Annotated in this window: 23 protein-coding genes; 12 read left to right on the forward strand and 11 right to left on the reverse strand. The window is 75.9% G+C overall.

Translation table 11 applies throughout. The annotated features are described in order from the left end of the window. Positions 1 to 47 precede the first annotated feature (47 nt). Positions 48 to 1,220 (forward strand): M20 family metallopeptidase, encoded by a 1,173-nt coding sequence (locus tag ABTX81_RS12220; protein ID WP_350543529.1) that lies wholly within the window; start codon positions 48 to 50, stop codon positions 1,218 to 1,220. A 147-nt stretch (positions 1,221 to 1,367) separates the two neighbouring features. Here ABTX81_RS12220 and ABTX81_RS12225 read toward each other — a convergent pair whose 3' ends face one another. From ABTX81_RS12225 to ABTX81_RS12250, 6 genes are all read right to left on the reverse strand, one after another. Beyond that, positions 1,368 to 2,153: an AMP-binding protein gene (locus ABTX81_RS12225; RefSeq protein WP_350543531.1), complete on the reverse strand. Its 786-nt coding sequence runs from the start codon at positions 2,151 to 2,153 to the stop codon at positions 1,368 to 1,370. Next, complete coding sequence (locus tag ABTX81_RS12230; RefSeq protein WP_350543533.1) at positions 2,153 to 2,377, reverse strand: phosphopantetheine-binding protein; 225 nt, start codon at positions 2,375 to 2,377, stop codon at positions 2,153 to 2,155. The genes ABTX81_RS12225 and ABTX81_RS12230 overlap by 1 nt, the downstream gene beginning before the upstream one ends. A 5-nt stretch (positions 2,378 to 2,382) precedes the next feature. Continuing rightward, entirely contained in the window at positions 2,383 to 3,015 is a 633-nt protein-coding gene (locus ABTX81_RS12235) for an isochorismatase family protein (protein ID WP_350543535.1), read from the reverse strand. A gap of 64 nt (positions 3,016 to 3,079) precedes the next feature. Next, complete coding sequence (locus ABTX81_RS12240; protein WP_350543706.1) at positions 3,080 to 4,795, reverse strand: (2,3-dihydroxybenzoyl)adenylate synthase; 1,716 nt, start codon at positions 4,793 to 4,795, stop codon at positions 3,080 to 3,082. Positions 4,796 to 4,866: 71 nt separating this feature from the next. Next, complete coding sequence (dhbC, locus tag ABTX81_RS12245; protein WP_350543708.1) at positions 4,867 to 6,069, reverse strand: isochorismate synthase DhbC; 1,203 nt, start codon at positions 6,067 to 6,069, stop codon at positions 4,867 to 4,869. A gap of 242 nt (positions 6,070 to 6,311) precedes the next feature. Then, the gene (locus ABTX81_RS12250) at positions 6,312 to 7,151 is read right to left on the reverse strand and encodes a 2,3-dihydro-2,3-dihydroxybenzoate dehydrogenase (protein WP_502892754.1); all 840 of its coding nucleotides are present in this window, start codon (positions 7,149 to 7,151) and stop codon (positions 6,312 to 6,314) included. Between the two features lie 239 nt (positions 7,152 to 7,390). Between ABTX81_RS12250 and ABTX81_RS12255 the strand changes: the two genes are divergently transcribed. The 3 genes from ABTX81_RS12255 (at position 7,391) to ABTX81_RS12265 (ending at position 10,107) form a co-directional block, all read left to right on the forward strand. Continuing rightward, entirely contained in the window at positions 7,391 to 8,629 is a 1,239-nt protein-coding gene (locus ABTX81_RS12255) for an MFS transporter (protein ID WP_350543539.1), read from the forward strand. A 4-nt stretch (positions 8,630 to 8,633) separates the two neighbouring features. Continuing rightward, positions 8,634 to 9,311, forward strand: a complete 678-nt coding sequence (locus ABTX81_RS12260; RefSeq protein WP_350543541.1) for a TetR/AcrR family transcriptional regulator — start codon at positions 8,634 to 8,636, stop codon at positions 9,309 to 9,311. A 94-nt stretch (positions 9,312 to 9,405) separates the two neighbouring features. After that, complete coding sequence (locus tag ABTX81_RS12265) at positions 9,406 to 10,107, forward strand: siderophore-interacting protein (protein WP_350543543.1); 702 nt, start codon at positions 9,406 to 9,408, stop codon at positions 10,105 to 10,107. A gap of 7 nt (positions 10,108 to 10,114) precedes the next feature. On the opposite strand, the gene ABTX81_RS12270 is transcribed toward ABTX81_RS12265, so the two are convergent. Together ABTX81_RS12270 and ABTX81_RS12275 are read right to left on the reverse strand one after the other, a co-directional pair. Beyond that, the gene (locus ABTX81_RS12270) at positions 10,115 to 10,693 is read right to left on the reverse strand and encodes a class IV adenylate cyclase (RefSeq protein WP_350543545.1); all 579 of its coding nucleotides are present in this window, start codon (positions 10,691 to 10,693) and stop codon (positions 10,115 to 10,117) included. Positions 10,694 to 10,762: 69 nt separating this feature from the next. Further along, the gene (locus ABTX81_RS12275) at positions 10,763 to 11,998 is read right to left on the reverse strand and encodes a CapA family protein (RefSeq protein WP_350543547.1); all 1,236 of its coding nucleotides are present in this window, start codon (positions 11,996 to 11,998) and stop codon (positions 10,763 to 10,765) included. Between the two features lie 281 nt (positions 11,999 to 12,279). On the opposite strand from ABTX81_RS12275, the gene ABTX81_RS12280 reads away from it, so the two are divergent. The 4 genes from ABTX81_RS12280 to ABTX81_RS12295 all read left to right on the forward strand — a co-directional run bounded on the left by ABTX81_RS12280 (position 12,280) and on the right by ABTX81_RS12295 (position 16,213). Beyond that, positions 12,280 to 13,035: a universal stress protein gene (locus tag ABTX81_RS12280; protein ID WP_350543549.1), complete on the forward strand. Its 756-nt coding sequence runs from the start codon at positions 12,280 to 12,282 to the stop codon at positions 13,033 to 13,035. Positions 13,036 to 13,141: 106 nt separating this feature from the next. Next, positions 13,142 to 14,341: a M48 family metalloprotease gene (locus tag ABTX81_RS12285; protein ID WP_350543551.1), complete on the forward strand. Its 1,200-nt coding sequence runs from the start codon at positions 13,142 to 13,144 to the stop codon at positions 14,339 to 14,341. 38 nt (positions 14,342 to 14,379) lie between these two features. Beyond that, positions 14,380 to 14,820, forward strand: coding sequence for a MarR family winged helix-turn-helix transcriptional regulator (locus ABTX81_RS12290; RefSeq protein ID WP_350543553.1), 441 nt, complete (start codon positions 14,380 to 14,382; stop codon positions 14,818 to 14,820). Between the two features lie 91 nt (positions 14,821 to 14,911). Further along, positions 14,912 to 16,213 carry a PP2C family protein-serine/threonine phosphatase gene (locus ABTX81_RS12295; protein ID WP_502892755.1) on the forward strand — a complete coding sequence of 434 codons (1,302 nt, stop codon included), beginning with the start codon at positions 14,912 to 14,914 and terminating at the stop codon, positions 16,211 to 16,213. Between the two features lie 21 nt (positions 16,214 to 16,234). Here ABTX81_RS12295 and ABTX81_RS12300 read toward each other — a convergent pair whose 3' ends face one another. Together ABTX81_RS12300 and ABTX81_RS12305 are read right to left on the reverse strand one after the other, a co-directional pair. Further along, positions 16,235 to 17,683 (reverse strand): ABC transporter substrate-binding protein, encoded by a 1,449-nt coding sequence (locus tag ABTX81_RS12300; RefSeq protein WP_350543555.1) that lies wholly within the window; start codon positions 17,681 to 17,683, stop codon positions 16,235 to 16,237. Next, on the reverse strand, positions 17,674 to 18,327 hold the full coding sequence (locus ABTX81_RS12305; protein WP_350543557.1) for an MTB12 C-terminal domain-containing protein: 654 nt from the start codon (positions 18,325 to 18,327) through the stop codon (positions 17,674 to 17,676). Before ABTX81_RS12305 ends, ABTX81_RS12300 begins: the two co-directional genes overlap by 10 nt. A 103-nt stretch (positions 18,328 to 18,430) precedes the next feature. On the opposite strand from ABTX81_RS12305, the gene ABTX81_RS12310 reads away from it, so the two are divergent. From ABTX81_RS12310 to ABTX81_RS12320, 4 genes are all read left to right on the forward strand, one after another. Beyond that, positions 18,431 to 19,075 carry a hypothetical protein gene (locus ABTX81_RS12310; protein WP_350543559.1) on the forward strand — a complete coding sequence of 215 codons (645 nt, stop codon included), beginning with the start codon at positions 18,431 to 18,433 and terminating at the stop codon, positions 19,073 to 19,075. 12 nt (positions 19,076 to 19,087) lie between these two features. Further along, positions 19,088 to 21,163 (forward strand): branched-chain amino acid ABC transporter permease, encoded by a 2,076-nt coding sequence (locus ABTX81_RS12315; RefSeq protein ID WP_502892756.1) that lies wholly within the window; start codon positions 19,088 to 19,090, stop codon positions 21,161 to 21,163. A gap of 253 nt (positions 21,164 to 21,416) precedes the next feature. Continuing rightward, entirely contained in the window at positions 21,417 to 22,160 is a 744-nt protein-coding gene (locus tag ABTX81_RS39635) for an ABC transporter ATP-binding protein (protein ID WP_502892757.1), read from the forward strand. A 130-nt stretch (positions 22,161 to 22,290) separates the two neighbouring features. After that, the gene (locus tag ABTX81_RS12320; protein WP_350543561.1) at positions 22,291 to 22,974 is read left to right on the forward strand and encodes an ABC transporter ATP-binding protein; all 684 of its coding nucleotides are present in this window, start codon (positions 22,291 to 22,293) and stop codon (positions 22,972 to 22,974) included. Here the strand turns inward: ABTX81_RS12320 and ABTX81_RS12325 are convergent. Further along, positions 22,919 to 23,338, reverse strand: coding sequence for a MerR family transcriptional regulator (locus ABTX81_RS12325; protein WP_350543563.1), 420 nt, complete (start codon positions 23,336 to 23,338; stop codon positions 22,919 to 22,921). The genes ABTX81_RS12320 and ABTX81_RS12325 overlap by 56 nt on opposite strands. Between the last annotated feature and the right edge of the window lie 141 nt (positions 23,339 to 23,479).

The following is a 23,479-nucleotide window of genomic DNA, read 5'->3' on the forward strand; positions in this document are numbered from 1 at the left end:
GTCAACAGCCTGCCGGGAGGCAGGCCCTGACGCCCCCGGAGGCGCCGATGTCCCCCCTGAACGCGAGCGAGCCGGCCATGAGCGAACCGGCCTCGGCCGACCCCGGGCTGAAGGAGGCGGTGCGCGAGCGCGTGCTCGCCCACCGGGACGAGCTGCTCGCGCTCAGCCGGCGCATCCACGCCCACCCGGAGACGGCGTTCGAGGAGCACCGGGCCGCCGAGTGGTGCGCCGAACTGCTGCGCTCCCACGGCTACGCCGTCACGCCGGGCGCGCACGGTCTGCCCACCGCCTTCGACGCGCGCCTCGGCACCGGCCCGGCCACCGTCGCCGTGGTCTGCGAGTACGACGCACTGCCCGGCCTCGGCCACGCCTGCGGGCACAACCTCATCGCCGCCGCCGGGCTCGGCGCCGCGCTCGGCCTCGCTCCCTACGCGGAGCGGCTCGGGCTCAGCCTGCGGGTGATCGGCGCACCGGCCGAGGAGCGCGGGGCCGGCAAGGCGCTGCTGCTGGACGCGGGCGCCTTCGACGGCGTGGACGCGGCGATGATGGTCCACCCCTGCCCGGTGGAGGTCGCCGACTTCCACTCCTTCGCGCTCGGCACCCTCTCCGTCCGCTACACCGGCCGCGCCGCCCACCCGAGCCTCAACCCGCACGAGGGGCGCAACGCCGCCGACGCGCTCACCGTCGCCCAGGTCGCGCTCGGGCTGCTGCGCCAGCAACTGCCGCCGCACTGGCGGGTGCACGGCATCACCACGGCCGCCGGGACTGCGCCCAACCTCATCCCCGACAGCGCCACCGCCGAGTACGAGATCCGCGCCTCGGCGGCCGAGGACCTCGCGGAACTGCGCGCCCGGGTCGAGGACTGCTTCCGGGCGGGCGCGCTGGCCACCGGGTGCGAGGTCGAGCTGACCCGGCCCGAGCCGGACTACCTGGACTTCCGCAGCGACGCCGGGCTGCTCGCGCTGTGGCGGGCCAACGCGGCGGCGGTCGGGCGTCCGGAGCCGGTCGAGAGCGGGCCGTTCGCCTGCACGGACATGGGCAACGTCTCGCACGCGGTGCCGGCCATCCACCCGGTGCTGGACATCACCGGCGGCGCCTGCGGGCCGCACGAGGCGGCGTTCGCCGAGGCCGCCGTCTCACCGCAGGCGGACCGGGCGATCATGGAGGGCGCCGTCGCCATGGCGTGGACGGCGGCGGACTTCGCGGCGGCGCGGCGGTAGCGGGCGGGGCGAGTTAGGGGTTGACAGCTGACGATTGACAGATAACAGCTGACAGATTTCAGAATCTGTCAGCTGTTATCTGTCATCTGAAATCTGTCAGTTGTCAGTTGTCAGCGGTCAGCCCGTCAGCGTCCACCGCACGCGCCGTCAGCCGCGCTCCGGGACCAGGTGCAGCGGGCCCGGCTCGGGCACGAGTTCGCCGAGCACCGACGGGGCGGCGCGCAGGGCCGTCACCCCGGCCTCGCGGACCAGCTCCCCCACCTCGCCCGGCCGGTCCGGATCGGCCAGCACCAGCGCCGCCCCGGTCCGCAGCGGCCACAGGAACTCCCACAGCGGCAGCCCCAGTTGGAGCACCCGGTCACCCGGCCCCAGCCCGTACGCGGCCTGCAGCTCGCGCACCCGGCGGTCCACCTCGGCATGCGTCGTCCACACCCCCGCCGGCCGCCCGCCCGGGCCGTACGCCCGGCAGAGCGGGTGCTGCGGGGTGAGCGCGCGCGGCGGGTCGGTGACCGCCCGGCCGGCCAGCTCGGCGGCGGCCGGCCGTTCCGCGCCCGGCGCCCCCTCCCCCAGCACACACACCGGCGCCGCGTCCGCCAGCAGCCAGGCCAGCCGCCCCGGCGCGTCGTCCGGGTCCAGCGGCAGGTACGCCGCCCCCGCCTTGGCCACCGCCAGCAGCGCCGGCACGAGGTCGGCCGGGCGGGTGAGCGCGAGACCGACGACCGTACCGGGGCGGGCGCCGCGGTCCACCAGGCAGCGCGCCATCCGGTTGGCCGCCGCGTTCAGCTCGCCGTAGCCCACCGCCGCACCCCCGGCCGGAAGCAGCGCCGGGGCGTCCGGCGTCCGGGCGGCCTGCGCCTCGAACGGGCCGATCGCCGTGGTCGCCGGCCACCGCCGCGTCCCGCCGGTCCGGGCCGTCCCCGTGCCGGGCTCCATCAGGACGCGCCGAGCAGCTCGGCCCAGGCCTCGACGGCCGGGCGCTCCGCCAGCTGCAGAAAGGCCACCTCGGCGCCCTCGGCCCGCCAGCGCTCGGCCAGCGCCATCAGCCGCACCGAGTCCAGGCCCCAGTCCGCCAGGTTCTCGTCCAGCGGGATGTCCGCCGGGTCCTCGCCGAGCAGCTCGGCGACCTCGGCCCGGATCCGCTCCACGGTGAAGGCCATGCCCGTCACTTCCCTTCCAGTACGGCGTCGGTGGTGGTGACCACGCCGCAGCGCCCGGCCACCCAGGTGAGCGCGGCGCGGTGCTCGTCCGCGCCGAAGTCGGCGACCGCGTCGGCCACCACGAAGGCCCGCACGTCGCGCATCCACGCGTCGCACGCGGTCGCCTGCACACCGATGTGCGCGTAGACGCCGGTGATCACCAGCTCGTCGCGGCCCTGTTCGCGCAGCAGCTCGTCCAGGTCGGTGCGGACGAAGGCGCTGTACTTCCACTTGGTGAGCAGGCGGTCGCCCTCGACCGGGGCGACGGCGTCGGCGATGGCCGCCGCCCGCGGGTCGTCCGGGATGCCGGGGCCCCAGAAGTCCTGCTGCAGGCCGCGCTGTTCGGGGCTCTGGCCGCCGGGCTGCGCCGAGTAGACGACGGGCACGCCGTGCTCGGCGGCCCAGGCGCGCAGCCGGTTGATGCCGGCGAACAGCTCGGTGACCGGCGAGGCCGTCGTGTCGAAGGCGCCCAGGAAGTGGTTCTGCAGGTCGTGCACCAGCAGTACGGCCCGGGACGGGTCGACCGTCCAGTCGACCCGGTTGGCCGGCAGGTCGGTGGCGGCGGGCATCGGATAGGAGGGGATGCGGGGCAGGCCCACGGCAGTGCGTCCTTAGCTGTGTCAGGGAGTGCGGGGTCAGTGAGTTCGAAGGATTCGGGGCGGGTCAGGGCGTGCTGAGCGAGGCGGCGATGGCGGCGCGCAGGTCCTTCTTGCTGACCTTGCCGATGCCGGTCGCGGGGAAGGCGTCGACGAACTCGACGCGGTCCGGCACCTTGAAGTCGGCCAGTCCGCGCCCGCGCACGAAGCGCTTCAGCTCGACGGACTTCGGCGGGTGCGCGCGGTGCTCCTCGCGCAGCACCACGTAGGCGCAGGTGCGCTCACCGAGGTAGGGGTCGGGCATCGAGACCACGGCCGCGTCGTGCACGGCCGGGTGGGCCAGCAGATGGTTCTCGATCTCCTCGGCGGCGACCTTCTCGCCACCCCGGTTGATCTGGTCCTTGGCCCGCCCCTCGACCACCAGGTGGCCGGTGGCGGTGCGGCGGACCAGGTCGCCGGTGCGGTAGAAGCCGTCGGCGGTGAAGGAGGCGGCGTTGTGCTCGGGCGCGTTCCAGTAGCCGCGGATGGTGTACGGGCCGCGGGTGAGCAGGTGGCCGGTGGTGCCGTCGGGCAGGTCCGCGTCCCGGTCGTCGACCACCCGTACCTCGTCGTCCTGGGAGATCGGCCGGCCCTGGGTGGTGACCACGACCTCCTCCGGGTCGTCCAGCCGGGTGTAGTTGACCAGGCCCTCGGCCATGCCGAACACCTGCTGGAGGGTGCAGCCCAGCACCGGGCGCACCCGCCGGGCGGCCTCCTCGCTGAACTTGGCGCCGCCGACCAGCAGGACCTCCAGGCTCTCCAGCCCGGTCGGCTCGCCGGCCTCCCGGCGTCGCTCGGCGGCCTCCAGCCAGAGCAGTGCCAGCGGCGGCACCAGGCCGGTGATGGTCACGCCCTCGCGCTCGATCAGCGGGAACGCCGTCTCGGGGCTGGGCTGCGGGCAGAGCACCACCCGGCCGCCCGCGTACAGGGTGCCGAGCGAACCCGGCGAGCTGAGCGGGAAGTTGTGCGCGGCGGGCAGCACGATGAGGTAGACGCTGCGCTCGTCCTGGCCGCAGAGCTCGACCGAGCCGCGCAGCGAGTAGATGTAGTCGTCGTGGGTGCGCGGGATGAGCTTGGGCACCCCGGTGCTGCCGCCGGACAGCTGGAGGAAGGCGACGTCCCCGGGCTGCGGCTCGACGGCTGCGGCACCCTCCGCGCCCTCCGCACCCGCCGGGTCCACCGGGTCCACCGGGTCCACCGGGACGTCGGCCAGCGGGGTGTGCTCGCCCGCGTCGCCGCCCGCCACCAGGACGTGCCGCAGCGAGGGCGTCTCCGCCCGTACCCGGGTGGCGAGTTCGCGGTAGTCGAAGCCGCCCTCGACCGCCGGGACGACGTAGCCGACGGCGCCGGTGAAGGCGCAGAAGTAGGAGATCTCGGTGTACCGGTGCGCGGGCAGCGCGAAGACCGGCAGCGCGCCGATCCGGAAGAGGCCGAAGACCACCTCGAAGAACTCGGCGGTGTTGGGGAGTTGGACCACCACGCGGTCGCCCCGGCGAAGGCCGCGGGCGCGCAGGCCGGCGGCCATCCGGTCGGCGCGGCGGTCCAGTTCGCCGTACGTCCAGCGGCGGGTGGGGTCCTCGCCCGTGCCGCCGGCCGGGTCGACGATCGCGATCCGGTCGGGGTGGGCGGCGGCGCGCTCGCGCAGCATCGAGCCGAAGGTCTCGCCGCGCCAGTGGCCGGCGGCCCGGTAGCGCTCGGCGAACTCGTCCGGGTAGGGCGTGAATCCGGCGAGCACCCGCTCCATCGGGTCGAGCGGGCCCGTCGGGTCGAGGTCGAGCGGTTCGGTCACGGTGTCCCCCGGGGTGGTCAGGTCGCTCACCGCGGCACTCCCGCGGCGTCCAGGAAGGTACGGAACTTGGCGCTGGTCTCGGCGAGTTCGGCCTCCGGCCGGGACTCGGCGACCACCCCGGCGCCGGCGAACACCCGCAGGGTCCGCTCGTCGGCCTCGGCGCAGCGCAGGGTGACCACCCACTCGCCGTCGCCGTCCGCGTCGCCCCAGCCGACCATGCCCGCGTACAGGCCCCGGTCGAACGGCTCGATCGCGCGGATCGCCTCGCGGGCGAGCGGGGTCGGGCTGCCGCAGACCGCCGGGGTGGGGTGCAGCGCGACGGCGAGTTCGAGAGCGGAGACGGCGGGGTCGGCCAGCTCGGCGGTGATGGTGGTGGCCAGGTGCCACATCGCGGCGGTGCGCACCAGGGTGGGCCGCTCCGGCACGTCCAGGGTCCGGCAGTACGGGGCGAGCGCGGCGCGGATGGCGTCCACCACGAAGGCGTGCTCGTGCAGGTCCTTGGGGGACTCCAGCAGCGCGGCGGCGCGGCGGACGTCCTCGCCGAGGTCGGCGCTGCGCGGCACCGAGCCGGCCAGCGGGTTGGCGACGACGGCGGTGCCGCGGCGCGAGAGCAGCAGTTCGGGGCTGGCGCCGATCAGGGTGCGGCCGTCGCCGGCCGGGACGCCGAAGGTGTAACCGCCGGGGTCGCGGCGGGCGAGCCGCTGGAGGATCGCGGGCAGGTCGAGCGGGCGGTCGGCTCGCAGTTCCAGCGTGCGGGCGAGTACCACCTTGCTCAACTCGCCGTCCTGGAGCCGGTGCACGGCCTCGGCGACGCCGGCGCCGTACGCCTCGGGGGCGGGTATCGGGCGGACGTTCCAGTCGATCCGGTCGGCGGCCGGGGCGGGCAGCGCGATCAGCGGGTCGTCGCGCAGCGCGCCGCAACTGCGCAGCCGGGCGGGGACGGCGAGTTCGGCCCGGCTGTCGTGGTCGAACGCCACCGCGCCCACCACCAGCGGGTGTTCGACGCCGTCCCGGCGGGCCCGGGCGAGGGTGTCGGTGACCCGCTCGACCAGCGGGCGCCCGTCCTGGGGCACCCGGGCGTGCACGCCCTCGGCGAGCAGCGTGCGGGTCGGGGAGGCGAAGAACGCCTCGTCGGGCGCGGCCCGATACTGGCCCAGCAGCCCGCTGGCCGCGCCGATGACGGTGTGGTCCGTCCCGGCGGGGGCGTGGTGCACCGTGGTCACCTGGATTCTCCCAGTCTGCGAGTGGCCGCCGGGCTTCGCTCGTCGCGGCGGCCGGCGGGTGGTGTGGTTCGGGGCGCGTGCCCCGGTGGGGGTGCGCGGCCCCGGTGGGGCGGCGGGTCCGGCGGGGCGGCCGATCCCGTGGGGCGGCCGATCCCGTGGGCATCGGGTCCCGCGGGGCGGTGGTCCGGGCGCTGCTCGTCCCGGGTCGCGGCCCGTGCGGTCGTCCGGTTGCCCGGACCGCCGGGGTGTCAGGCGCGCAGGGTGGCGCCGCCGTCCACGTAGAGGTCGTGCATGGTGATGTGGCGGGCCCGGTCGGAGACCAGGAAGGCCACCGCCTCGGCGATGTCGGCGGGTTGGGCGATCCGGCCGAGCGGGATGCCGACCCGGTAGCCGGCCAGGTCGCCGTCGATGACGCGCTGTTCGGCGGCGGCCGCGTCGTCCTGCCAGAGGGCCCGCTGCATCTCGGTGTCGGTGGAGCCGGGCGAGACGATGTTGCAGCGCACCCCGGAGCGGCCGAGTTCCAGGCCGAGGCAGCGGGTGAACATGGTGGCCGCCGCTTTGGAGGCCGCATAGGCGGCCATGCCGGTGCGCGGCACGCCCGCGGCATTGGAGCCGACGGTGACGATGACGCCGCCGCCGCGTCCGGCCATCCGCCGCCCGACCGCGCGGGAGGTGTGGAAGACGCCGGTGGTGTTGACGGCGAAGGTGTCGGCCCAGTCCTGGTCGCTCAATTCGATCACGGGCGCGGTGCGCAGGATTCCGGCGACGTTCACCAGGATGCCGACCGGCCCGAGTTGATTCTCGATCAGGTCGACGGTGGACTCGACGGCGGCCGCGTCGGAGACGTCCAGCAGGTAGGGGTGGACGGGGCCGCGCGCGGCCGGGCCGTCGCCCGGGCGCCCGGCCGACTCGTTCGCGAGCGCGGCGAGCGGACCGGGGTTGCGGTCGGCCGCGGCGACGACGGCGCCGGCGGCGACGAGGGCGCGCGTCACGGCGGCGCCGATGCCCTGCCCGGCGCCGGTGACGATCGCGACGGCGCCGGCGAGTTCGGACTGCTGCACAGGAAAATCCCCTCCGACCAGCGACATTAGGCAAGGCTAACCTAACACAATCGTTCGGGTCCGCCGAGGGGTCGCGCGAGGCCGGACGACTCCTGCGGGGTCGTCAACTGCGCACGGCCGCCCCGGACTGAGCGCCGGACCCTCCGGCTGTCGGCCATGAACCTGGACGCAACGTTGCGTCCAGTGTTACGGTCGCACCATCGGATCGAGACGCAACGTTGCGTCCATTTTGTCGATCCCCCTTCGCCTCCGCCCGAGGAGCACCCATGTCCTCCGCCCCACCCCGACGCCCCGGCGGCCCGCTCGCCCCGGCCGCCGTCGCCCTCGCCTTCTGGGTCACCATGGCCGGCACCACCGTCCCGACCCCGCTCTACCCCCTCTACCAGCACGCCTTCGGCTTCTCGACGTTCACCGTCACGGTGATCTTCGCCGTCTACGCGCTCGGCGTCGTCGCCGGACTGCTGGCCCTCGGCCGGCTCTCCGACCAGATCGGGCGCCGGCCCGTGATGCTGACGGCCCTGTTGCTGGCCGCGGCCGCCGCCGGGCTCTTCGAGGCCGCCGACTCGCTGCCCTGGCTGCTCGCCGCCCGGGTGCTGTCCGGCTTCGGCGCCGCCCTGGTCACCGGCGCCGCCACCGCCGCCCTGCTCGACCTCGCCCCACCGGAGCGCCGCCTGCGCGCCCAGACCCTGGCGCTCGCCGCCAACATGGGCGGCCTGGCCGGCGGCACCCTGTTCGCCGGCATCCTCGCCGAGTGGGCCGGCTCGCCGCTGCGGCTGCCCTGGACGGTGACCCTCGTCCTCACCGGCGCCGCCCTGCTCGGCCTGCTCGCCGTCCCCGAGACGGTGTCCGCCGAGGTGCGCGCCGCCTCCCGGTTCCGGCTGCGCCTCCAGCCGCTGCACGTCCCGGCCGCGATCCGCCCCGCCTTCCTGCGCGCCGCGCTCGCCGGGGGCGCCGGATTCGCCGTCACCGGCGTGCTGACGGCGGTCAGCGGGCTCTTCCTGGCCACCGTGCTCGACCTGCGCCACCACGCGCTGACCGGACTCGTCGTCGCGCTCGCCTTCCTCTGCACCGCCCTCGGCCAGCTCCTGGTGCGCGTGCTGCCGCCCGCCCGCGCGCTCCCACTGGCCTGCGCCGGGCTGGTGCTGGCCGCCGGGCTCATCGCCGTCGCGCTGCTCGGCGAGACGCTGCCGCCGCTGCTGCTCGGCGCCTGCGTCAACGGCCTCGCCACCGGAACCGCCATCGGCACCGGGCTCGGCACCATCAACGGCGGTGTGGCGCCGCAGCAGCGCGGCGAGACGGTCTCCGCCTTCTTCGCGATCCTCTTCACCATGCTCTCGCTGCCGGTGATCGGCGTCGGCGTGCTGATCCGGGCGACCGGCCTGCGCACCGGCGGGGTCGTCTTCAGCGCCGTGGTCGCCCTGCTGGCACTGGTGATCGCGGCCGGCCTGGTCCGGCGGCCGAAGGGGGCGCGGCGGGTACCCGCCGCGCGTCCCGAGGAGGCGTGAGAGGATGGCCGCGACCATCGCCACCGGCCCGCAGCCGCCCCCGGACAAGGACCAGCCCGCCATCGCCGCCCAGCCCCGCCCCGCCACCGCGAACCGCGCCACCGCCTCGGGCGGCAGCGGACGGCGCAGCGAGGCCGCGCGCCTGGCGGTGCTGAACGCCGCCGACGACCTCCTGGTGGAGGTGGGCTTCGAGGGCCTCACCATCGAGGGCATCGCGGCCGCCGCCGGGGTCGCCAAGCAGACCATCTACCGGTGGTGGAAGTCCAAGGTCGACATCCTCTTCGACAACCTCGTCCTGGACGCCGGCACCGCCCTGGCCTGGCCCGCCGAGACGCCCTCCGGCCCCGCCGACCTGCGTGCCTACGTCCACCGGTTCGCGGCCTTCCTCGGCACGGAGCCGGCCGGCCAGGTCCTGCGGGCGCTCCTCGGCCACGCCCAACTGGACGCCCGCACCGCCGAATTGCTGCACGGCGGGTTCCTGGACGAGCTGCGCGCCCGGGACGTCGCGCACACCCGCGCCTGCCTGGGGCTCGCCGACGCCGACAGTGCGGGCGGTGGCGACGAGGCCGCCGTGCTGCTGGACGCCCTGCTCGCCCCGCTCTACCACCGCGCCCTGGTGCTGCGCCGCCCGCTGGACGCCGCGTTCGTCGACGCGCTGCTCGACCAGCACCTGCCCCGCTGACACCCCGCTTCCTCCCGACCGCGCCGCCCCCGGCCGCCCGTGTTCACCTCCGGGCCCGCCGCCGGCGCCACCTGATCCCAGCCAGGAGACCACCGTGTTCCGTCGCCCCCGGCCGACCTTCGACGTACGGGTCGTCGCCGTCACCCCGCTCACCCCCGCCCTCCTCCGGCTCACCTTCGCCGGCCCCACCCTGGACACCCTCGGCATCGAACACCCCACCCAGTGGGTCAAGTTGGACCTTCCCGAGGGCCACTCCCGGGCCTACACCATCCGCCACCACCGCCCCGCCGAGCGCGAGGTGGACATCGACATCGTGCTGCACGGCAACGGTCCGGTCTCCCGCTGGGCCGAGGTCGCCCGGCCCGGCGATCCGGCCCGGCTGGCCGGACCGCGCGGCCGCCGGCCCTCCTTCGAAGGCGCCGGACACGCGCTGCTCGCCGCCGACGAGAGCGCCCTGCCCGCCGCGCTGACCATCCTCGACGACCTCCCGCCGAGCGTCCCGGCCTCGCTGTTCATCGAGGTCGGCGACGCCACCGGGACGGCCCTGCCGCTACCCGAGCGCCCCGGCCTGAGGGTCCACTGGCTGACCCGCGACCCGGACCTGCCGAAGGGCCGCACGCTCGCCGACACCCTGCTCGCCACCGACGTCCCGGCCGGCAGCACGGCCTGGCTGGCAGGCGAGGCCCACGCCGTGGCCACCGTCCGCCGCCACCTGCTCACCGACTGGGCGCTGCCGCGCGAGCACGTCCACAGCAAGGGCTACTGGAAGCACGGCGAGGCGGACCACAAGGGTTGACGGACCGTCAATCTGCTGACGTGCGGCGGCGGGAGGCCGCTACCGCTTCGGTGTACAGCTCGGAGGTCAGGTCCGCCTCCGGCACCCCGAGGCCGGCCAGCACCGCGCGGACGGCGGCCAGCGCGGCGGGCAGCTCGCGCTCGTCCGCCGCGGCCGTCTCGACCTCCAGGAACACCCCGTCGAGCTCCGTCACCCGCACCAGGGTGGCGAGCATCCGGCGGCCCTCGTGCTCGAACGCGTAGTTCCGGCACCGCTTCTCGAAGGCGAGGGCCGGCCGATGGCCGAGGCCGCGCACGATCGCGTGCGCGGCCTCGCCGTCGGCGACCCGCATCTCGTGCTCCGGCTTCGACCCGGACACCGCGTCCACCCGGGCGTCCTTGTACGTCAGCAGCACCGTCCGGCCGCCGTCCGCTCCGGTCACCTCGCGGACGCGCAACTCCCGGTCGCCCGCGGCGAGTCGACCGTCGGGGGTGTCGTAGTAGGTGTCCCGGTACACCTCCACCCGGCCCGGCCCGTACGCGTCCTCCAGCCGGCGCAGCACCGCTCCCGGTGCGCGCAGGACCGCCTTCAGTTCCGCCTCGATCACCGTTCGCCTCCTCCGGACCGCCAGCCCGCAGCCCACAGCACTCAGCCGTCGGACCTTGACCCTGAACGCTCAGCGCTTGGCGGAGGTCGGAGCGGAGGCGGGAGCGGTGGGCCCCGGGGTCCTCGCGGCGCCCGAGCCGGAGCCGGCGCCCGGGACGGGGCCGAGGCCGGTGCAGCCGCGCAGGCCGTCGCGGCGCTTGAGGGCGGCCGCGGCGGCGGCGCCGGACTGCGGCACCGGCACGCCCTTGTCGTCGATGGTCGCCGGGGCGAACGCCTCGCCGAGCACCTTGCCGTCCGGGCCCACGGTCAGCGTGGTGACCCCGGTCTCGTTGGAGTTGGCGTAGTTGGAGGTGCCGTACCAGAGGAAGTTGCCGAACCCGTACCCGATGTAGGTGTTCCCGAGCATGCCGGAGCCGAGCATGGTGTGCGCGTGCGTGCCGACCACGGCGGTCGCGCCCGCGGCGGCGAGCTTCTTGGCGATGGCGGTCTGCGGGCCGGTGGGGCAGGCCTTGCCCTCGTCGCCCCAGTGCAGGTAGACCAGCACCACCGGTGCCTGCCGCTTCGCCTCTCCGACCGCCTTGACCAGGGCCGTGGCGTCCAGCACCGAGGCGATGCCGGGCTTGTTCGCGCCGGCCCGCCACTTCTGGTTGGTGAGGTCCTCGACCTGGCTGGCCGCGACCACCGCGACCTTCACCCCGCGCACGGTGGTGATGTACGGGGCGTACGCCTCCTGGGAGTTGCGGCCGAAGCCGACGACCGGGACGGGCGAGGACTCCTTCGCGGCCAGGGTGTCGGCGAGGCCGTCGGCGCCGTAGTCGACGGCATGGTTGTTGGCGAGCGAGACGACGTCGACGCCGGAGTCCTTGAGGGCGGCGAGCGCCTTGGGCGAGGTGCGGAAGGTGTACGTCTTCGGCTCGGGGGCGCCGCGGTCGGTGATCGCGGTCTCCAGGTTGAGCACGGCGAGGTCGGCGGCGGAGAGGGTCTTGGCGATCGGGCCGAGCGCCGTCTCGGGCGGCTGCACGGCGAGCCGGGCCTCGGTGCGGCCCTCGAAGTGGACGTCCCCGGCGAAGGCCACCGTGATGCTGCCGTCGGGGCGGGGCGCGGCGCCGTCGCCGGACGCCTGGTCACCGGGGGTGCCGGAGCCGTCGGACGCGCCCGGCGAGGCCTTCGCGGCAGCGGCAGCGTCGGCCGCCGCCTTGGCGGACCTGGAGGCCTTGACGGTGGCCGGATCGGGGTCGTCCGGTCCGCAGGCGGCCACGGGTATCAGGGCGAGCAGCAGTGCGACGGCGGCCGCGGCACGGCGCATGTGGGGTCCCCCAAGGTCGGTCCAGGAGCGGTCAGCCTACGTCACTCCCCCGCGTGCTCTTCGCCCCGCCTCCACAACCGACACCGGCCCGTCGCCCGGCGTTCGACACTCCGGCCGGACCCCACCGGCCGGCCCCGACCGGTCGGGCCCTCCCGTCCCAACCCGGCGGCCGGTCTTGGCCATCCCGTCCCTGGCGCCGCGCCCGGACGGCGGCGCAGCGTGGAAACGTGGAGGCCCCGCGAGGGCGCGGGCGCCGCGGACGCAGGTGGGTGGTGTGGGCCATGGCCGGCAACGGGACCACGGGCACCGGGCGGCGGATCGTGGTCGGGATCGACGGCTCGGCGCCCTCCAAGGCGGCGCTGCGCTGGGCGGTCGGGCAGGCGGTGCTGACCGGGGCGACGGTGCACGCGGTGGCCGCGTGGGAGTACCCGTCGCTGTACGGCTGGTTCGCGCCGATGGTGGACGACGGCTTCGAGCAGTCGGCCCGCCGGACGCTGACCGTCGAGGTGGACGAGGTGATCGGCACGCGGCGGCCGGTGCCGGTCGAGGAGAGCCTGGTGCTGGGGCACGCGGCCGAGGTGCTGCTGGAGGCGGCCGAGGGCGCCGATCTGCTGGTGCTCGGCAGCCGGGGCCGCGGGACCTTCGCCCGGACGCTGCTGGGGTCGGTGAGCGCGCGCTGCGCCGTGCACGGCTCATGCCCGGTGGTGATCGTCCGCGCGGACGGCACCGCCGCGGCGGCCGAGCCGCTCGCGGCGAGCACGGGGGCGGCGGCGGGCGGCGGGGCGCCGGCCGCCCGGACCAAGGACTGGCAGTTGAGCCTGCATGTGCTCGAGGACCGCGACACCACCCGGGTGCACGCGGTGCTCGACGCCGACGGCACCGTGCTGCACAGCGACGCGCTCCCCCGCCGCAATCCGCACGACGCCCCGGCACCGGCGGTGGGCGACGACTTCGCGGTCGGCCGGGCCCTGGTCGACCTCGGTCACCAGTTGCTCCGCGCGGGCACCCAGAGCGCCACCGGGCCCGCCGAGGAGTGACATCCTGACGGCCGAAGGACAAGATGACGATCGACGGCCGACGCCCGCCGGCCACCCCGGACAGCTGACAGTTGACAGCTGACAGATTTCAGATGACGGATAACAGATGACAGATTCTGTCAGCCCGACTCCGGGCGACCGCCCCGCCGCCGCGGCCGACTTCACGCCCGCCCAGCGCGCCCGCGGCCGCGCGCTGCGCCGCGCCCAGCTCCCGTGGGCGCTCGGTGGACGGCTCGCCGGCCTGGCGCTGACCCTGGTCCTCGGTCTGACGCCCGCCGGCGCCGGGCTGGTGTCGGCGGTCGGGGGCTGGTTCGGCGGCTCGCGGACGGCCGAGGTGCTGGCCGGAGCCGGCGCGCTGGTGCTGCTCGGGCAGCTGGCGCAGCTGCCGTTCGGCGCGGGCGCCCGCTCGGTGCGGGCCCGGTTCGGCCTGGTCACCCAGGGCTGGGCCGGCTGGGCGGTGGACGCCGTGCGCGGCCTGGCGCTGACGCTGGCCCTCGCCCTCCCGGTGGCGTTCGGCCTGTACGCGCTCACCGACCGCTCGCCGGAGTACTGGTGGCTGCCGGCGGCGGGCGCGGCCGCGCTGCTGACCGCCGCCCTGTCCTTCCTCTACCCCCTGCTCGTCGAGCCGGTGTTCAACCGCTTCACGCCGATGGAGCCGGGCCCGCTGCGCGAGGCGCTGCTGGGCCTGGCCGAGCGGGACGGCGTCCGGGTGCGGGACGTCCTGGTGGCGGACGCCTCGCGCCGCACGACGGCGCTGAACGCCTATGTGTCGGGCCTGGGCGCCACCCGGCGGATCGTCGCGTACGACACGCTGCTGACGACGGCCGAGCCGCGCGAGGTGGAGCTGGTGGTGGCGCACGAACTGGGGCACGTCAAGCACCGGGACGTACTGACCGGCACGGTGCTGGGCGCGGTGGGCGCGGCCGTCGTGGTGGCCCTGCTCGGCCTGGCGTCGGGCCGGGACGCGCTGCTGTCGGCGGCGGGCGCGACGGACGCCGCCGATCCGCGGTCGCTGCCGCTGCTGGCGGCGGTCGCCGCGCTGCTGGGCGCGCTGTCCGGCCCGGTGCAGTGCGCGGTGAGCCGCGCGGTGGAGACGCGCGCGGACCGGCACGCCCTCGAACTGACCGGGGACACCGAGCAGTTCATCGCGATGCAGCGCAGACTGGCGCTGGCCAACGTGTCCGACGTCGACCCGCCCCGGGTGCTTGAGCTACTGTTCGCCACTCATCCGAGCGCCACCCGCCGGATCGCGGCCGCGCGCGCCTGGCAGGCCCGTCGCCCCTCCACGTCCGAGGTCGTTGTATAGTGCAACAAATTTCCGGGGCCCCGAGGAGGTAGGTCACCGTGCCCGACCGCGAGACGTCACCCGACCGCGAGACGTCGATCGCCACCATCCAGCGCGAGCTGACCGCCTTCGCCCGCCGCGCCCGGCACAAGGCGTCCCAGCTGCACCCGGACCTCTCGCTGGTCACCTACAGCATCCTGGACCTCATCACCGAGCGCGGCGGCTGCCGGGCCGCCGACGTGGCCGCGCACTTCATGCTCGACAAGTCCACGGTGAGCCGCCAGGTCACCGCCCTGGAGAAGCTCGGGCTGCTGCGCCGCGAGACCGATCCGGAGGACCAGCGCGGGCAGATCCTGCTCGCCACCGACGCCGGACTGACCCTGCTGCGGGTGGCCAACGAGCAGCGGCGGCTCTCCTTCACCGCCCGCTTCAACGACTGGGCGGACGAGGACGTCGCCCGGTTCGCCGACTACCTGGCCCGCTACGGCGCCGAGGGCTGACCCGCCGCACCCCGGGCCCCCTGGGCCGCACCCGGAGGCCCGGACCGGCCTCCGGGTGCGGCGGACCGCCCGGACGGTGTACAGAGGAGGGGTGCCACCTCGGCAGCCTCCCCGGGAGCGACAAACCCGCCCGGGGCACCCCGACGACCGGCGTTCCCGCGACCGCCGTCGCTCCTGGCGGCCCGACCGCCGGGCGCTGACCGCGATCCCGCTGGCGCTGATCGTGCTGATCACGGTGGTCGACGTGCTGTCCCCGCCGGAGATCCACCTGGGCCCGCTGCTGATCGTCGCCCCCGCCCTGACCGCCTCCGTCGCCGGCGCCCGCGCCACCGCCGTCGTCGCCGTCCTGGCGATCGCCGCGCTGACCGTCATCGGCATCCTGCGCGACGGCGTCACCACGGCCAACCACGAGACCCAGCTCGGCGCCCTGGTCGCCGTCTCGGCCCTGATCGTCGCCCTGCGCGCGCTGCGCGACCGCCACGAACGCGAACTCGCCCAGGTCCGCTCCGTCTCCGAGGCGGCCCAGAGCGTCCTGCTGCGCCCGCTGCCCGACCGGATCGGCCCGCTGCACCTCGCCTCCGTCTACCTGGCCGCCGAGGCCGAGGCGCAGGTCGGCGGCGACCTCTACGCGGCGGCCCGTACCACCGCCGGCACCCGGCTGCTGATCGGCGACGTCCGGGGCAAGGGGCTGTCCTCGCTCGGCGACGCCGCGCTGCTGCTGGGCGCCTTCCGGGCCGCCGCGCACCTGCACGCCGACCTGCCCGGCCTGGTCGGCTACCTCGACGGCAGCATCGCCTGGGACCTCGCCCAGTTCGCCGAGCAGCAACGCGCCCAGCGGCTGCACCTCCAGGAGCAGCCGCAGCTCCGGCTCCCGCCGCTGCTGCGGCAGGTGCCCAGTCCACCGCCGCTCGGCGAGGCGCCCGCCGCTCCCCCCGCCGCCGCGGACGACAGCGGCGAGTCCTTCATCACCGCCCTCGTCCTGGACATCCCGGACGACGAGGCGGTGGTCCGGCTGGTCGACTGCGGCCATCCGCCGCCGCTGCTCCTGCACGGGAACCGGGTCACCACCCTGGAGCCCGGGCGCACCGCGCCCCCGCTCGGCCTCGGCGAACTGGCCCCGGGGCCTTACGCGGTGGAGGAGTTCCCGTTCCTGCCCGGCGACCGGCTGCTGGTCTACACCGACGGCGTGATCGAGGCCCGCGACGCGGGGCGGCGGTTCTACCCGCTGTCCGAGCGGGTCGCCGACCGGGCCGCCGCCCACGCCGGCGAGCGCCCGGCCGCGCTGCTGCACCACCTGCGCCGCGACCTGCTGGCGCACGTCGGCGGGCGGCTGGACGACGACGCCGCCATGGTCGTGGTCGAGCGCCTCGGCGCGGGCCCCGGCCTCCTCTGAACCCTCCGGGTGCCGGGAGGCTCACGGCTTGTAGGGCAGCTGCGGCACGTCGAAGCAGGTGGTGGTCATGGACTCCACCTGGGTGACCCAGCCGCCGCGCCCGCCCTCGGCGGAGTCCTGCCAGCGGGCCGCGTTCAGGCAGGCCCGGGTGGGCCCGCTCGGCGGGGGCTGCGGGACGAAGGAGGCGGGCAGCAGCAGCCCGTGCGCGTCGTAGGGCCCGGGGCGGTTCATGAACCGCTCGACGCAGGCCCGGGTGAGCTCCGCTCCGCAGGAGTCCATCGCGTCGGCCAGCCACTGCGCGCCCGCCCAGCCCTCCAGTTCCCAGGCCGACAGCAGCGGCTCGCGGTCCGGGTAGTAGTGGGCCATCGCCGCGCGGAAGGCGCCCACCGCCGGGTACCGGACGTCCTCGTAGTTGAGCGAGGAGGAGGTCGCCCAGAGCGCGTTGCGGCAGGCGGGCGAGGCCTGGTAGTCGGTGCGGACGGTCTCCGACCAGTTCTGCACATTGGTCACCTTGGCGGTGACGCGCACGCCGGCCTCGTCCAGGGAGCGGCAGAGCGCCGCGTTGCCCCGGGTGTCCATGGCGTCGAACAGCAACTGCGAGCCGTCCGCCCGGACGGCCGCGGCCACCGCCTGGAAGTTCGGCAGCGCGAAGTCCACCGTCTGCATGAGCACCCGGTAGCCCTCGGCCTCCAGACCGGCGCGCAGCTGGGCGGCGTAGCGGGCGGAGTCGGCCTGGTTGTAGGCGACCACGGCGGCGCTGGTCGCGCCCAGCCGTTGCTTGAAGAAACGGAACACCTCGGTGGACTGGTAGAGCGTGCCGTTCCAGCCGACGGCGTGCCCGTCGCGCGGCGCGCTGCTGCCGTAGACGCCGTACAGGTGCGGCCAGCGGTCGTACGCGGTGCCGATCGGCTGGCCGCCGACGTCCGGCACCGCCTTGCCGCTCACGTAGGGGGCGCCCGCGTAGTCGAGGACGCTGCCGGAGACGAAGGCGAAGACGTGCGACTGGTCGATCAGCCGGTGCACGCAGTCCTGGTTGCCGATGCCGCTGCCGCCGTCGTCGCAGGTGACGAGCTTGACGGTGCGGCCGTGCAGGCCGCCGTGGTCGTTGAGGGACCGGAAGAAGGCCTGGGCGCCGTAGCGCGGTCCGCTGAACACCTCGCTGCCGACCGGGCTGGTGAGCGAGGTGACGATGCCGATCCGGATCTCGTCGGGGGTGACGCCGGTGTCGGAGGCCGGGTTGCCGTTGCCACCGCCGGTCCCGGTGGCGCCCGCCGTGGTGGGGCGGGCGCCGAAGGCACCGGGCGGCAGGCGCGTCCCGCAGCCGGCCGCCCCGGCGAGCACCAGTGCGAGGACGGGCGCGAGGACGGGCGCGAGGACGCGGGGAAGGACGCGGGCGAGGAGCGGCGTGCGGACGGGGGCGAGGGCGCGGGCCGGGGCGGCGCGTCGCCGTGGGGCAGGGGTCAGCTGCATCCGGGGATCGGGGTGCCGGTGGCGCCGGCGGCCTGGGCCAGCAGACCACAGAGGGTCGAGCGGGAGACCTTCCAGGTGCCGTTCTCCAGCACCGCCTGGCCGGTCGCGGCCGGCTCGACCACGCTGCCCTGGAGGGACAGCTCATAGGTGACGGTGGCCCCGGTCGCGGAGGTGAACTCCACGTTCGTCACCCTGGCCTTCACCTGGCCGATCCGCGGGTCCTGGGCGAAGCCCTCCAGGACGGGCAGCAGCACGTCACCGTTCTGGAGCAGTGAGGCCTTCTCGGGGATCGGGGTGGTCGGGTCGAAGAACTTCTGCCAGTTGTTGGTGATCGCGGTGGTGGCCGCCGCCGGATCGGCGGGCGCGGTCGCCCCCGGGCTCGCGGTCCCCGTGACCGTGGCGGTGGCGGTGGGGCTCCCGGTGGCGGTCCCGGTGGCCGTGGCGGTCTCCGTCGCGGTGCCGGTCGCCGTGGCGGTGGCGGGCGGCGAGGGGCTCGCCGTCGAGGACTTCGACTCGCCGTTGCTGCCGCACGCCGCCACCGTGCCCGCCAGCAGCAGCGCGAGCAGGACGCCCGCCGACCGCAGGACCGGGCCGCCGGGCCGCCAGGTGCCGGGCCGCCGGGTGCCGCTCTGCCTCACGTGCATGGTCTTCCTCTCGACGGCCGGACGGACGGGGCCCGGCCCCGCTCCGGATGCTGTTCCAGGCCGATCCTGGAAACGTCACAAGTGACACCATCAAGGCGGATCCATGGACGAATCGCAATCCGGGCGGCAGAGCGCCGCGCACCGCTCGAAGGCCGCGGCGGCCCGTGCGGTGCGGTCTGCGCGGGAGAGCGGCGGATGGGCCGGATGGGCGCTGGTCGCCGTGGGCGCGGTGCTGTGCGTGCTGGGCTGGTACGGGGTGTCGGGCGAGCACTTCGTCGAGCAGCAGATCCCGTACCTGGCCTCGGCGACGGTCCCGGGCGCGGCGCTGATCGTGGCGGGCGTCGTGCTGGTCGCGCTGCGCCCGTCCGGCCGTGCCCGCGCCGGACCGTCGCCGCCGGCCGGGGCCGGGTCCGGGTCCGGGGTCGCTCCCGCGGCCACGACCACGGCCACGACCACGGACCGCCGGATCGAGCAGCTGTACGCCCTGCTCGTCGACCCCGGCGAGCCCGTCACGCCCCCGGAGAGCGGCGCCACCGGCCCCCCGCTGGCCGTGCCCGGCGGCACGCTCTACCACCGCCCGGACTGCCCGCTGGTCGCGGGCAAACCCACCGCCGCCCCGGTCGACGCCTCCGCCGTCCGGGGGCGGGGGCTCACGCCCTGCCGGCTCTGCGACCCGGGGCCGGCCGACGGGCCTCCCGCCGGGCCCACGACCACCCGTCCGGGCGATCCGCGCCCGCCGACCGGCTGAGGCGGCGGCCCGATGGACGTCCTGACATCGGCCTGCCTCGCGACGGCGGACCTCGCCTCGACCGGCCTCGGCTCGACCGGCCTCGACTCGACGGGCCTCACCGTCGACCTCGCACTCGCCGGCCTGACCGTCGGCAGCGCCGCCGCGCTCAGCGGCATCGGCCTGGTCGTCTGTCACCGCGCCACCGGCGTGCTCAACCTCGCCCAGGGCGCGCAGGCGATGCTCGTCGCCTACCTGCTGCGCGACCTGGTCGTGGAACGGGACTGGCCGGTCTGGCCGGCCGTGGCCTGCTGCCTGCTGCTGGTGGCGCCCGCCCTCGGGGTGCTGCTGGACGTGCTGGTGTACCGGCCGCTGCAACGGCGCGGCGCCGGACCGGCCGAGACGATGGTGGCCGGGCTCGGTGTGTTCGTGCTGCTCATCGGGGTGGTGGTGCTGGTGTGGGGCGCCGCGCCGGTGGGCGGTGCGCCGTCCCCGCTCGGCGGGGAGCCGATCACGCTGCCCGGCGGGCACACGCTGCGCCCGGACACGGTGGCGCAGCTGGGCGCGATCCTGGTGCTCGCCCTGGCGGTCGGGGCGAGCACCCGGTTCACCCCGTTCGGCCTGCGGCTGCGGGCGGTGGTGGACGACCGCCGGCTCGCGGAGCTGGCCGGGGTGGACGCGGACCGGGTATCGGCGGCCGGGTGGGCGTTCGGCTCGTTCACCGCCGGACTGGTCGGGATCGCGCTCGCGCCGTATCTGCTGCTCGACCCGTACGGGCTGCCGCTGCTGGTCATGGAGACGATGGCGGTCGCGGTGGCGGCGCGGCTGCGGAGCATCCCGGTCGCGGTGGTGACCGGGCTCGGGCTGGGCGTTCTGCAGGCGGAGCTGACCCGGTTCCGGCCCGACGGGCAGCTGCTGCCGCTGGTGCAGGCGGTGCAGGCGAACCTGTTCGTGGTGGCGCTGCTGGCCGCCGCGCTGCTGGCCGGCCCCGGGCTCGCCGACGGGCGGGGGTGGCCGGACGGCCGGCCCGTCCCGCCGCCGACGGGGCGGGCCCGGGGCGGCGTCGGGGGCGGGGGTGGGGGTGGGGGTGGGGGTGCTTGGGCGGCGCGGGCGGTCTGCCTCGTCCTGCTCCTGCTGCCGCTCGGTTTCCGCGGCAACGACCTGCGCAGCGCGCTGCTGGTACCGGCGCTGGCGCTGGTGCTGCTGTCGATCGTGGTGGTGACCGGCTACGGCGGGCAGATCTCGCTGGGCCAGGCCGGGTACGCGGGGCTGGGCGCACTCGGGACGGCGCTGCTGATGTCCGGGCGGATCCCCGGCCTGCCCGCCCTGCCGGCCGCGCCCGCGCTGCTGTTCGCCGTACTCGCCACCGCGCCGCTCGGCCTGCTCACCGGCTGGCCGGCGATCCGGCGGCGCGGCCTGGCCCTGGCACTGGTGACCTTCGCGGTCGGCACGACGCTGAGCCGCTTCGTCTTCCAGCAGCCGTACGCCACCACCGGGCTGATTCTGGACCGGCCCGCGTTCCTGGCCGGCGACCGTGCCTTCTACGTCGCCGAACTGCTGCTGCTCGGGCTGGGAGCGGCCGTGGTGCGGGCGCTGCACGGCGGGCGCACCGGCCGGGCGCTGAGCGCTATGCGCGACCACGAGCCCGGGGCCGCCGCGGCGGGCGTGAACGTGCCCGGGCTCAAGCTGTTCGCCTTCGTGGCGGGGGCGGCGCTGGCGGCGCTCGGCGGCGGCCTGATGGGCATGGCCGGGCGGGCCTTCGACGCGGCCGCGTTCGACCCGGTGCTCGGGCTGCTCTGGTTCGCGGCCGTGGTCGTCGCGGGCGCCGACAGCGCCCTGGGCGCGATCCTGGCGGCGGCCCTGATCACCGGTCTGGACGCGGGAACGGCGGCGGGGGTGTCCGCCGTCGCGGTCGGCGCGCTGGCGGCCGCCATCGGCCGCCTCCCCGGCGGCCTGGCCGGCCTCGCCACCACCCGGCTGACCCACGCCGCCGCCCCACCGCCCACCACACCCCCCGGCCACCTGACCCCGGCCGGCCGCCGGTTGCGCACACTGATCACCACCCGCCACCCGCCCCGCCCCGACTCCCCCGGGGAGGCCGGACCATGACCGTCCTCCACCCCGCCCCCACCCACCGGACGCCCGGCCGCGCGGCCCCGGCAGGCTCCCGCACTGATCGCCACCCGCGCCGAGGCCCACGGGGAGGCCGAACCACGATCCGCCTCCACCCCGCCACCTGCCTGACGGCACGCGGGGTGGCGAGCGCAGCGACCGCCGCCGGACCCCTCCGCGACGTCCCGACCGGCCCCGCCACCACCCCACCGGCCCCACCGGGCCGACAGGCGCCCGGGCAGGCCGAGCCATGATCCGGCTCCGCCGCTCCACCGCCCGGCCGCCCTGCCCGCTCGCCGCCCGGTTGACCGCGCGCGGGGTGGTGCGGCGGTACGGGGGGATCGAGGCGGTGGCGGGGGTCGATCTGGTCGCGGCGCCGGGGCGGGTGACGGCTTTGATCGGGCCGAACGGTGCGGGGAAGAGCACGTTGTTCGACTGTCTGGCCGGGACCGCCCACCCCGATGCGGGGCGGGTCCTGCTCGGCGGCCGGGACGTCACCCGGCTCCCCGTGCACGAGCGGGTGCGGCTCGGGCTGGCCCGCACGTTCCAGCAGATCGCCGTGTTCCCGACGCTGTCCGTGGCGGACAACGTGCGGGTCGGCGCCGAACAGCGGTCCGGCGGGGCGGACGGCCGGACGGCGCGCGCGCTCGCCCTGTTCGGGCTGGGCGCGGTGGCGGCGGAGCCCGCCGGCGGGCAGCCCACGGGCGTGCTGCGGCTGGTCGAACTGGCGCGGGCACTGGCCGGCGAGCCGCGCGTCCTGCTGCTGGACGAGCCGGCAGCGGGCCTGGACACCGCGCAGACCGCCCGGCTGCTGACCGTCCTGCGCGGGCTGGCCGACGACGGCATGGCGCTGCTGGTGGTCGAGCACGACCCTGAGCTCGTGGCCGAGCTCGCCGACACCGTCTACGCGATGGCCGACGGCAGGGTGGTCGCCGCCGGTCCGACGGCGGCGGTGCTGGCCGACCCCCGGGTGATCCGCGCCTGGGGCGGATGACGGAGCAGGTGACGGCTGACGACTGACAAATGACAACTGACAGATTTCAGATAACAGATAACAGATATCAGCTGACAGATTTCCAACTTCCAACCCTCAACCCGCACTCGACCCCCGGGAGGCCGGCCCCATGCCCGTCGAAGTCGCGCTGCAGGCCGTGCGGGTGCGGTACGGCCCGCTGGAGGCGCTGCACGGTGTGGACCTGGCCGTGCCCTCCGGGCGGGTGACCGTGCTGCTCGGCCGCAACGGGGCCGGCCGCACGAGCGTGCTGCACGCGCTGGCGGGGCTGGTGCGGCCGGCCGCCGGGCGGGTGGTGTGGCGGGGGCGGGACGTCACCGCGCTCGGCGTGCACCAGCGGGTGCGGCTCGGGCTCGCGCTGGTGCCGGCGGAGCGGGCCGTCTTCCCCTCCCTCACCGTCGCCGAGCACCTCGCCGTCGGCGCCCGCCCCCGGGGCGGCGCCACGGACGAAGCGCTGGAACTGTTCCCCGAGCTCTCCGCGCTGCTCCCCCGGCGGGCCGGCACGCTCTCCGGCGGACAGCAGCAACTGATCGCGGTGGCACGGGCGTTGACCGCCGCCCCGAGGCTGCTCCTGCTCGACGAACCGGACCGCGGGCTGGCCCCGGCCGTCGCCGCCCGGCTGCACGCGCACCTGCTGTCCTCGGCCGCCGCCACGGGCCGGACGGTGGTGCTGACCGCGCAGAGCCTCCCGCCGACGCTGGCCGGGGCGGGGGCGGTGTACGCCCTGCACCGGGGCGAGGTCAGCTTCTCCGGGGAGCCCGGCGAGCCGAGAACGGCTCCGGACGCGGTGCGGTGATCATCTCGCCCGGCGCCGCGGCGGCCGCGATCTCGTCCAACAGGCCGCGCGCCTCGGTGAGTTCACGGATCGTTTCGGTGATCCGGGCACGCTCGCGCGCCAGCCCGGTGAGCAGTTCGGGGCAGGTCGGTCCGGGCGGGCGCTCGCCCGGCAGGGGCAGCCCGGACAGCAGTTCGCCGATCACCGCCGAATGGAGGCCCGCGGCGAGCAGGGTGCGGATGCCGTGGACGGTGCGTACGTCCCGCTCGCCGTACTCGCGGTAGCCGCTGGGCCGGCGCTCCGGGTGGAGCAGACCCTGCTGCTCGTAGTAGCGCAGGGCCCGCGGGCTCACCCCGGTCCGCTTCGCCAGTTCGCCGATCCGCACGCCCCGCCACCCCCGCCGCCGCCCATGAAGCCTGACCTCCGACGCTTGACCCTGACGTCGACGTCAAGCTCTAGCGTAACCGCCGTGACAGAGAACCGATCGCACCCCGCTGACCACTCAACCCCTCTCTCCCCCATACCC

Origin of the sequence: Kitasatospora sp. NPDC097605 (assembly GCF_040302725.1) — a bacterium.
Taxonomy (GTDB): domain Bacteria; phylum Actinomycetota; class Actinomycetes; order Streptomycetales; family Streptomycetaceae; genus Kitasatospora.

Coding starts and splice junctions, on each gene's coding strand:
- ABTX81_RS12220 (WP_350543529.1), top strand. CDS start 48: ATGTCCCCCCTGAACGCGAGCGAGCCGGCCATGAGCGAACCGGCCTCG.
- ABTX81_RS12300 (WP_350543555.1), bottom strand. CDS start 17,683: ATGCAGCTGACCCCTGCCCCACGGCGACGCGCCGCCCCGGCCCGCGCC.
- ABTX81_RS12230 (WP_350543533.1), bottom strand. CDS start 2,377: ATGGCCTTCACCGTGGAGCGGATCCGGGCCGAGGTCGCCGAGCTGCTC.
- ABTX81_RS12260 (WP_350543541.1), top strand. CDS start 8,634: ATGGCCGCGACCATCGCCACCGGCCCGCAGCCGCCCCCGGACAAGGAC.
- ABTX81_RS12305 (WP_350543557.1), bottom strand. CDS start 18,327: ATGCACGTGAGGCAGAGCGGCACCCGGCGGCCCGGCACCTGGCGGCCC.
- ABTX81_RS39635 (WP_502892757.1), top strand. CDS start 21,417: ATGATCCGGCTCCGCCGCTCCACCGCCCGGCCGCCCTGCCCGCTCGCC.
- ABTX81_RS12310 (WP_350543559.1), top strand. CDS start 18,431: ATGGACGAATCGCAATCCGGGCGGCAGAGCGCCGCGCACCGCTCGAAG.
- ABTX81_RS12320 (WP_350543561.1), top strand. CDS start 22,291: ATGCCCGTCGAAGTCGCGCTGCAGGCCGTGCGGGTGCGGTACGGCCCG.
- ABTX81_RS12315 (WP_502892756.1), top strand. CDS start 19,088: ATGGACGTCCTGACATCGGCCTGCCTCGCGACGGCGGACCTCGCCTCG.
- ABTX81_RS12250 (WP_502892754.1), bottom strand. CDS start 7,151: ATGTCGCTGGTCGGAGGGGATTTTCCTGTGCAGCAGTCCGAACTCGCC.
- ABTX81_RS12255 (WP_350543539.1), top strand. CDS start 7,391: ATGTCCTCCGCCCCACCCCGACGCCCCGGCGGCCCGCTCGCCCCGGCC.
- ABTX81_RS12225 (WP_350543531.1), bottom strand. CDS start 2,153: ATGGAGCCCGGCACGGGGACGGCCCGGACCGGCGGGACGCGGCGGTGG.
- ABTX81_RS12240 (WP_350543706.1), bottom strand. CDS start 4,795: ATGGAGCGGGTGCTCGCCGGATTCACGCCCTACCCGGACGAGTTCGCC.
- ABTX81_RS12285 (WP_350543551.1), top strand. CDS start 13,142: ATGACAGATTCTGTCAGCCCGACTCCGGGCGACCGCCCCGCCGCCGCG.
- ABTX81_RS12275 (WP_350543547.1), bottom strand. CDS start 11,998: ATGCGCCGTGCCGCGGCCGCCGTCGCACTGCTGCTCGCCCTGATACCC.
- ABTX81_RS12280 (WP_350543549.1), top strand. CDS start 12,280: ATGGCCGGCAACGGGACCACGGGCACCGGGCGGCGGATCGTGGTCGGG.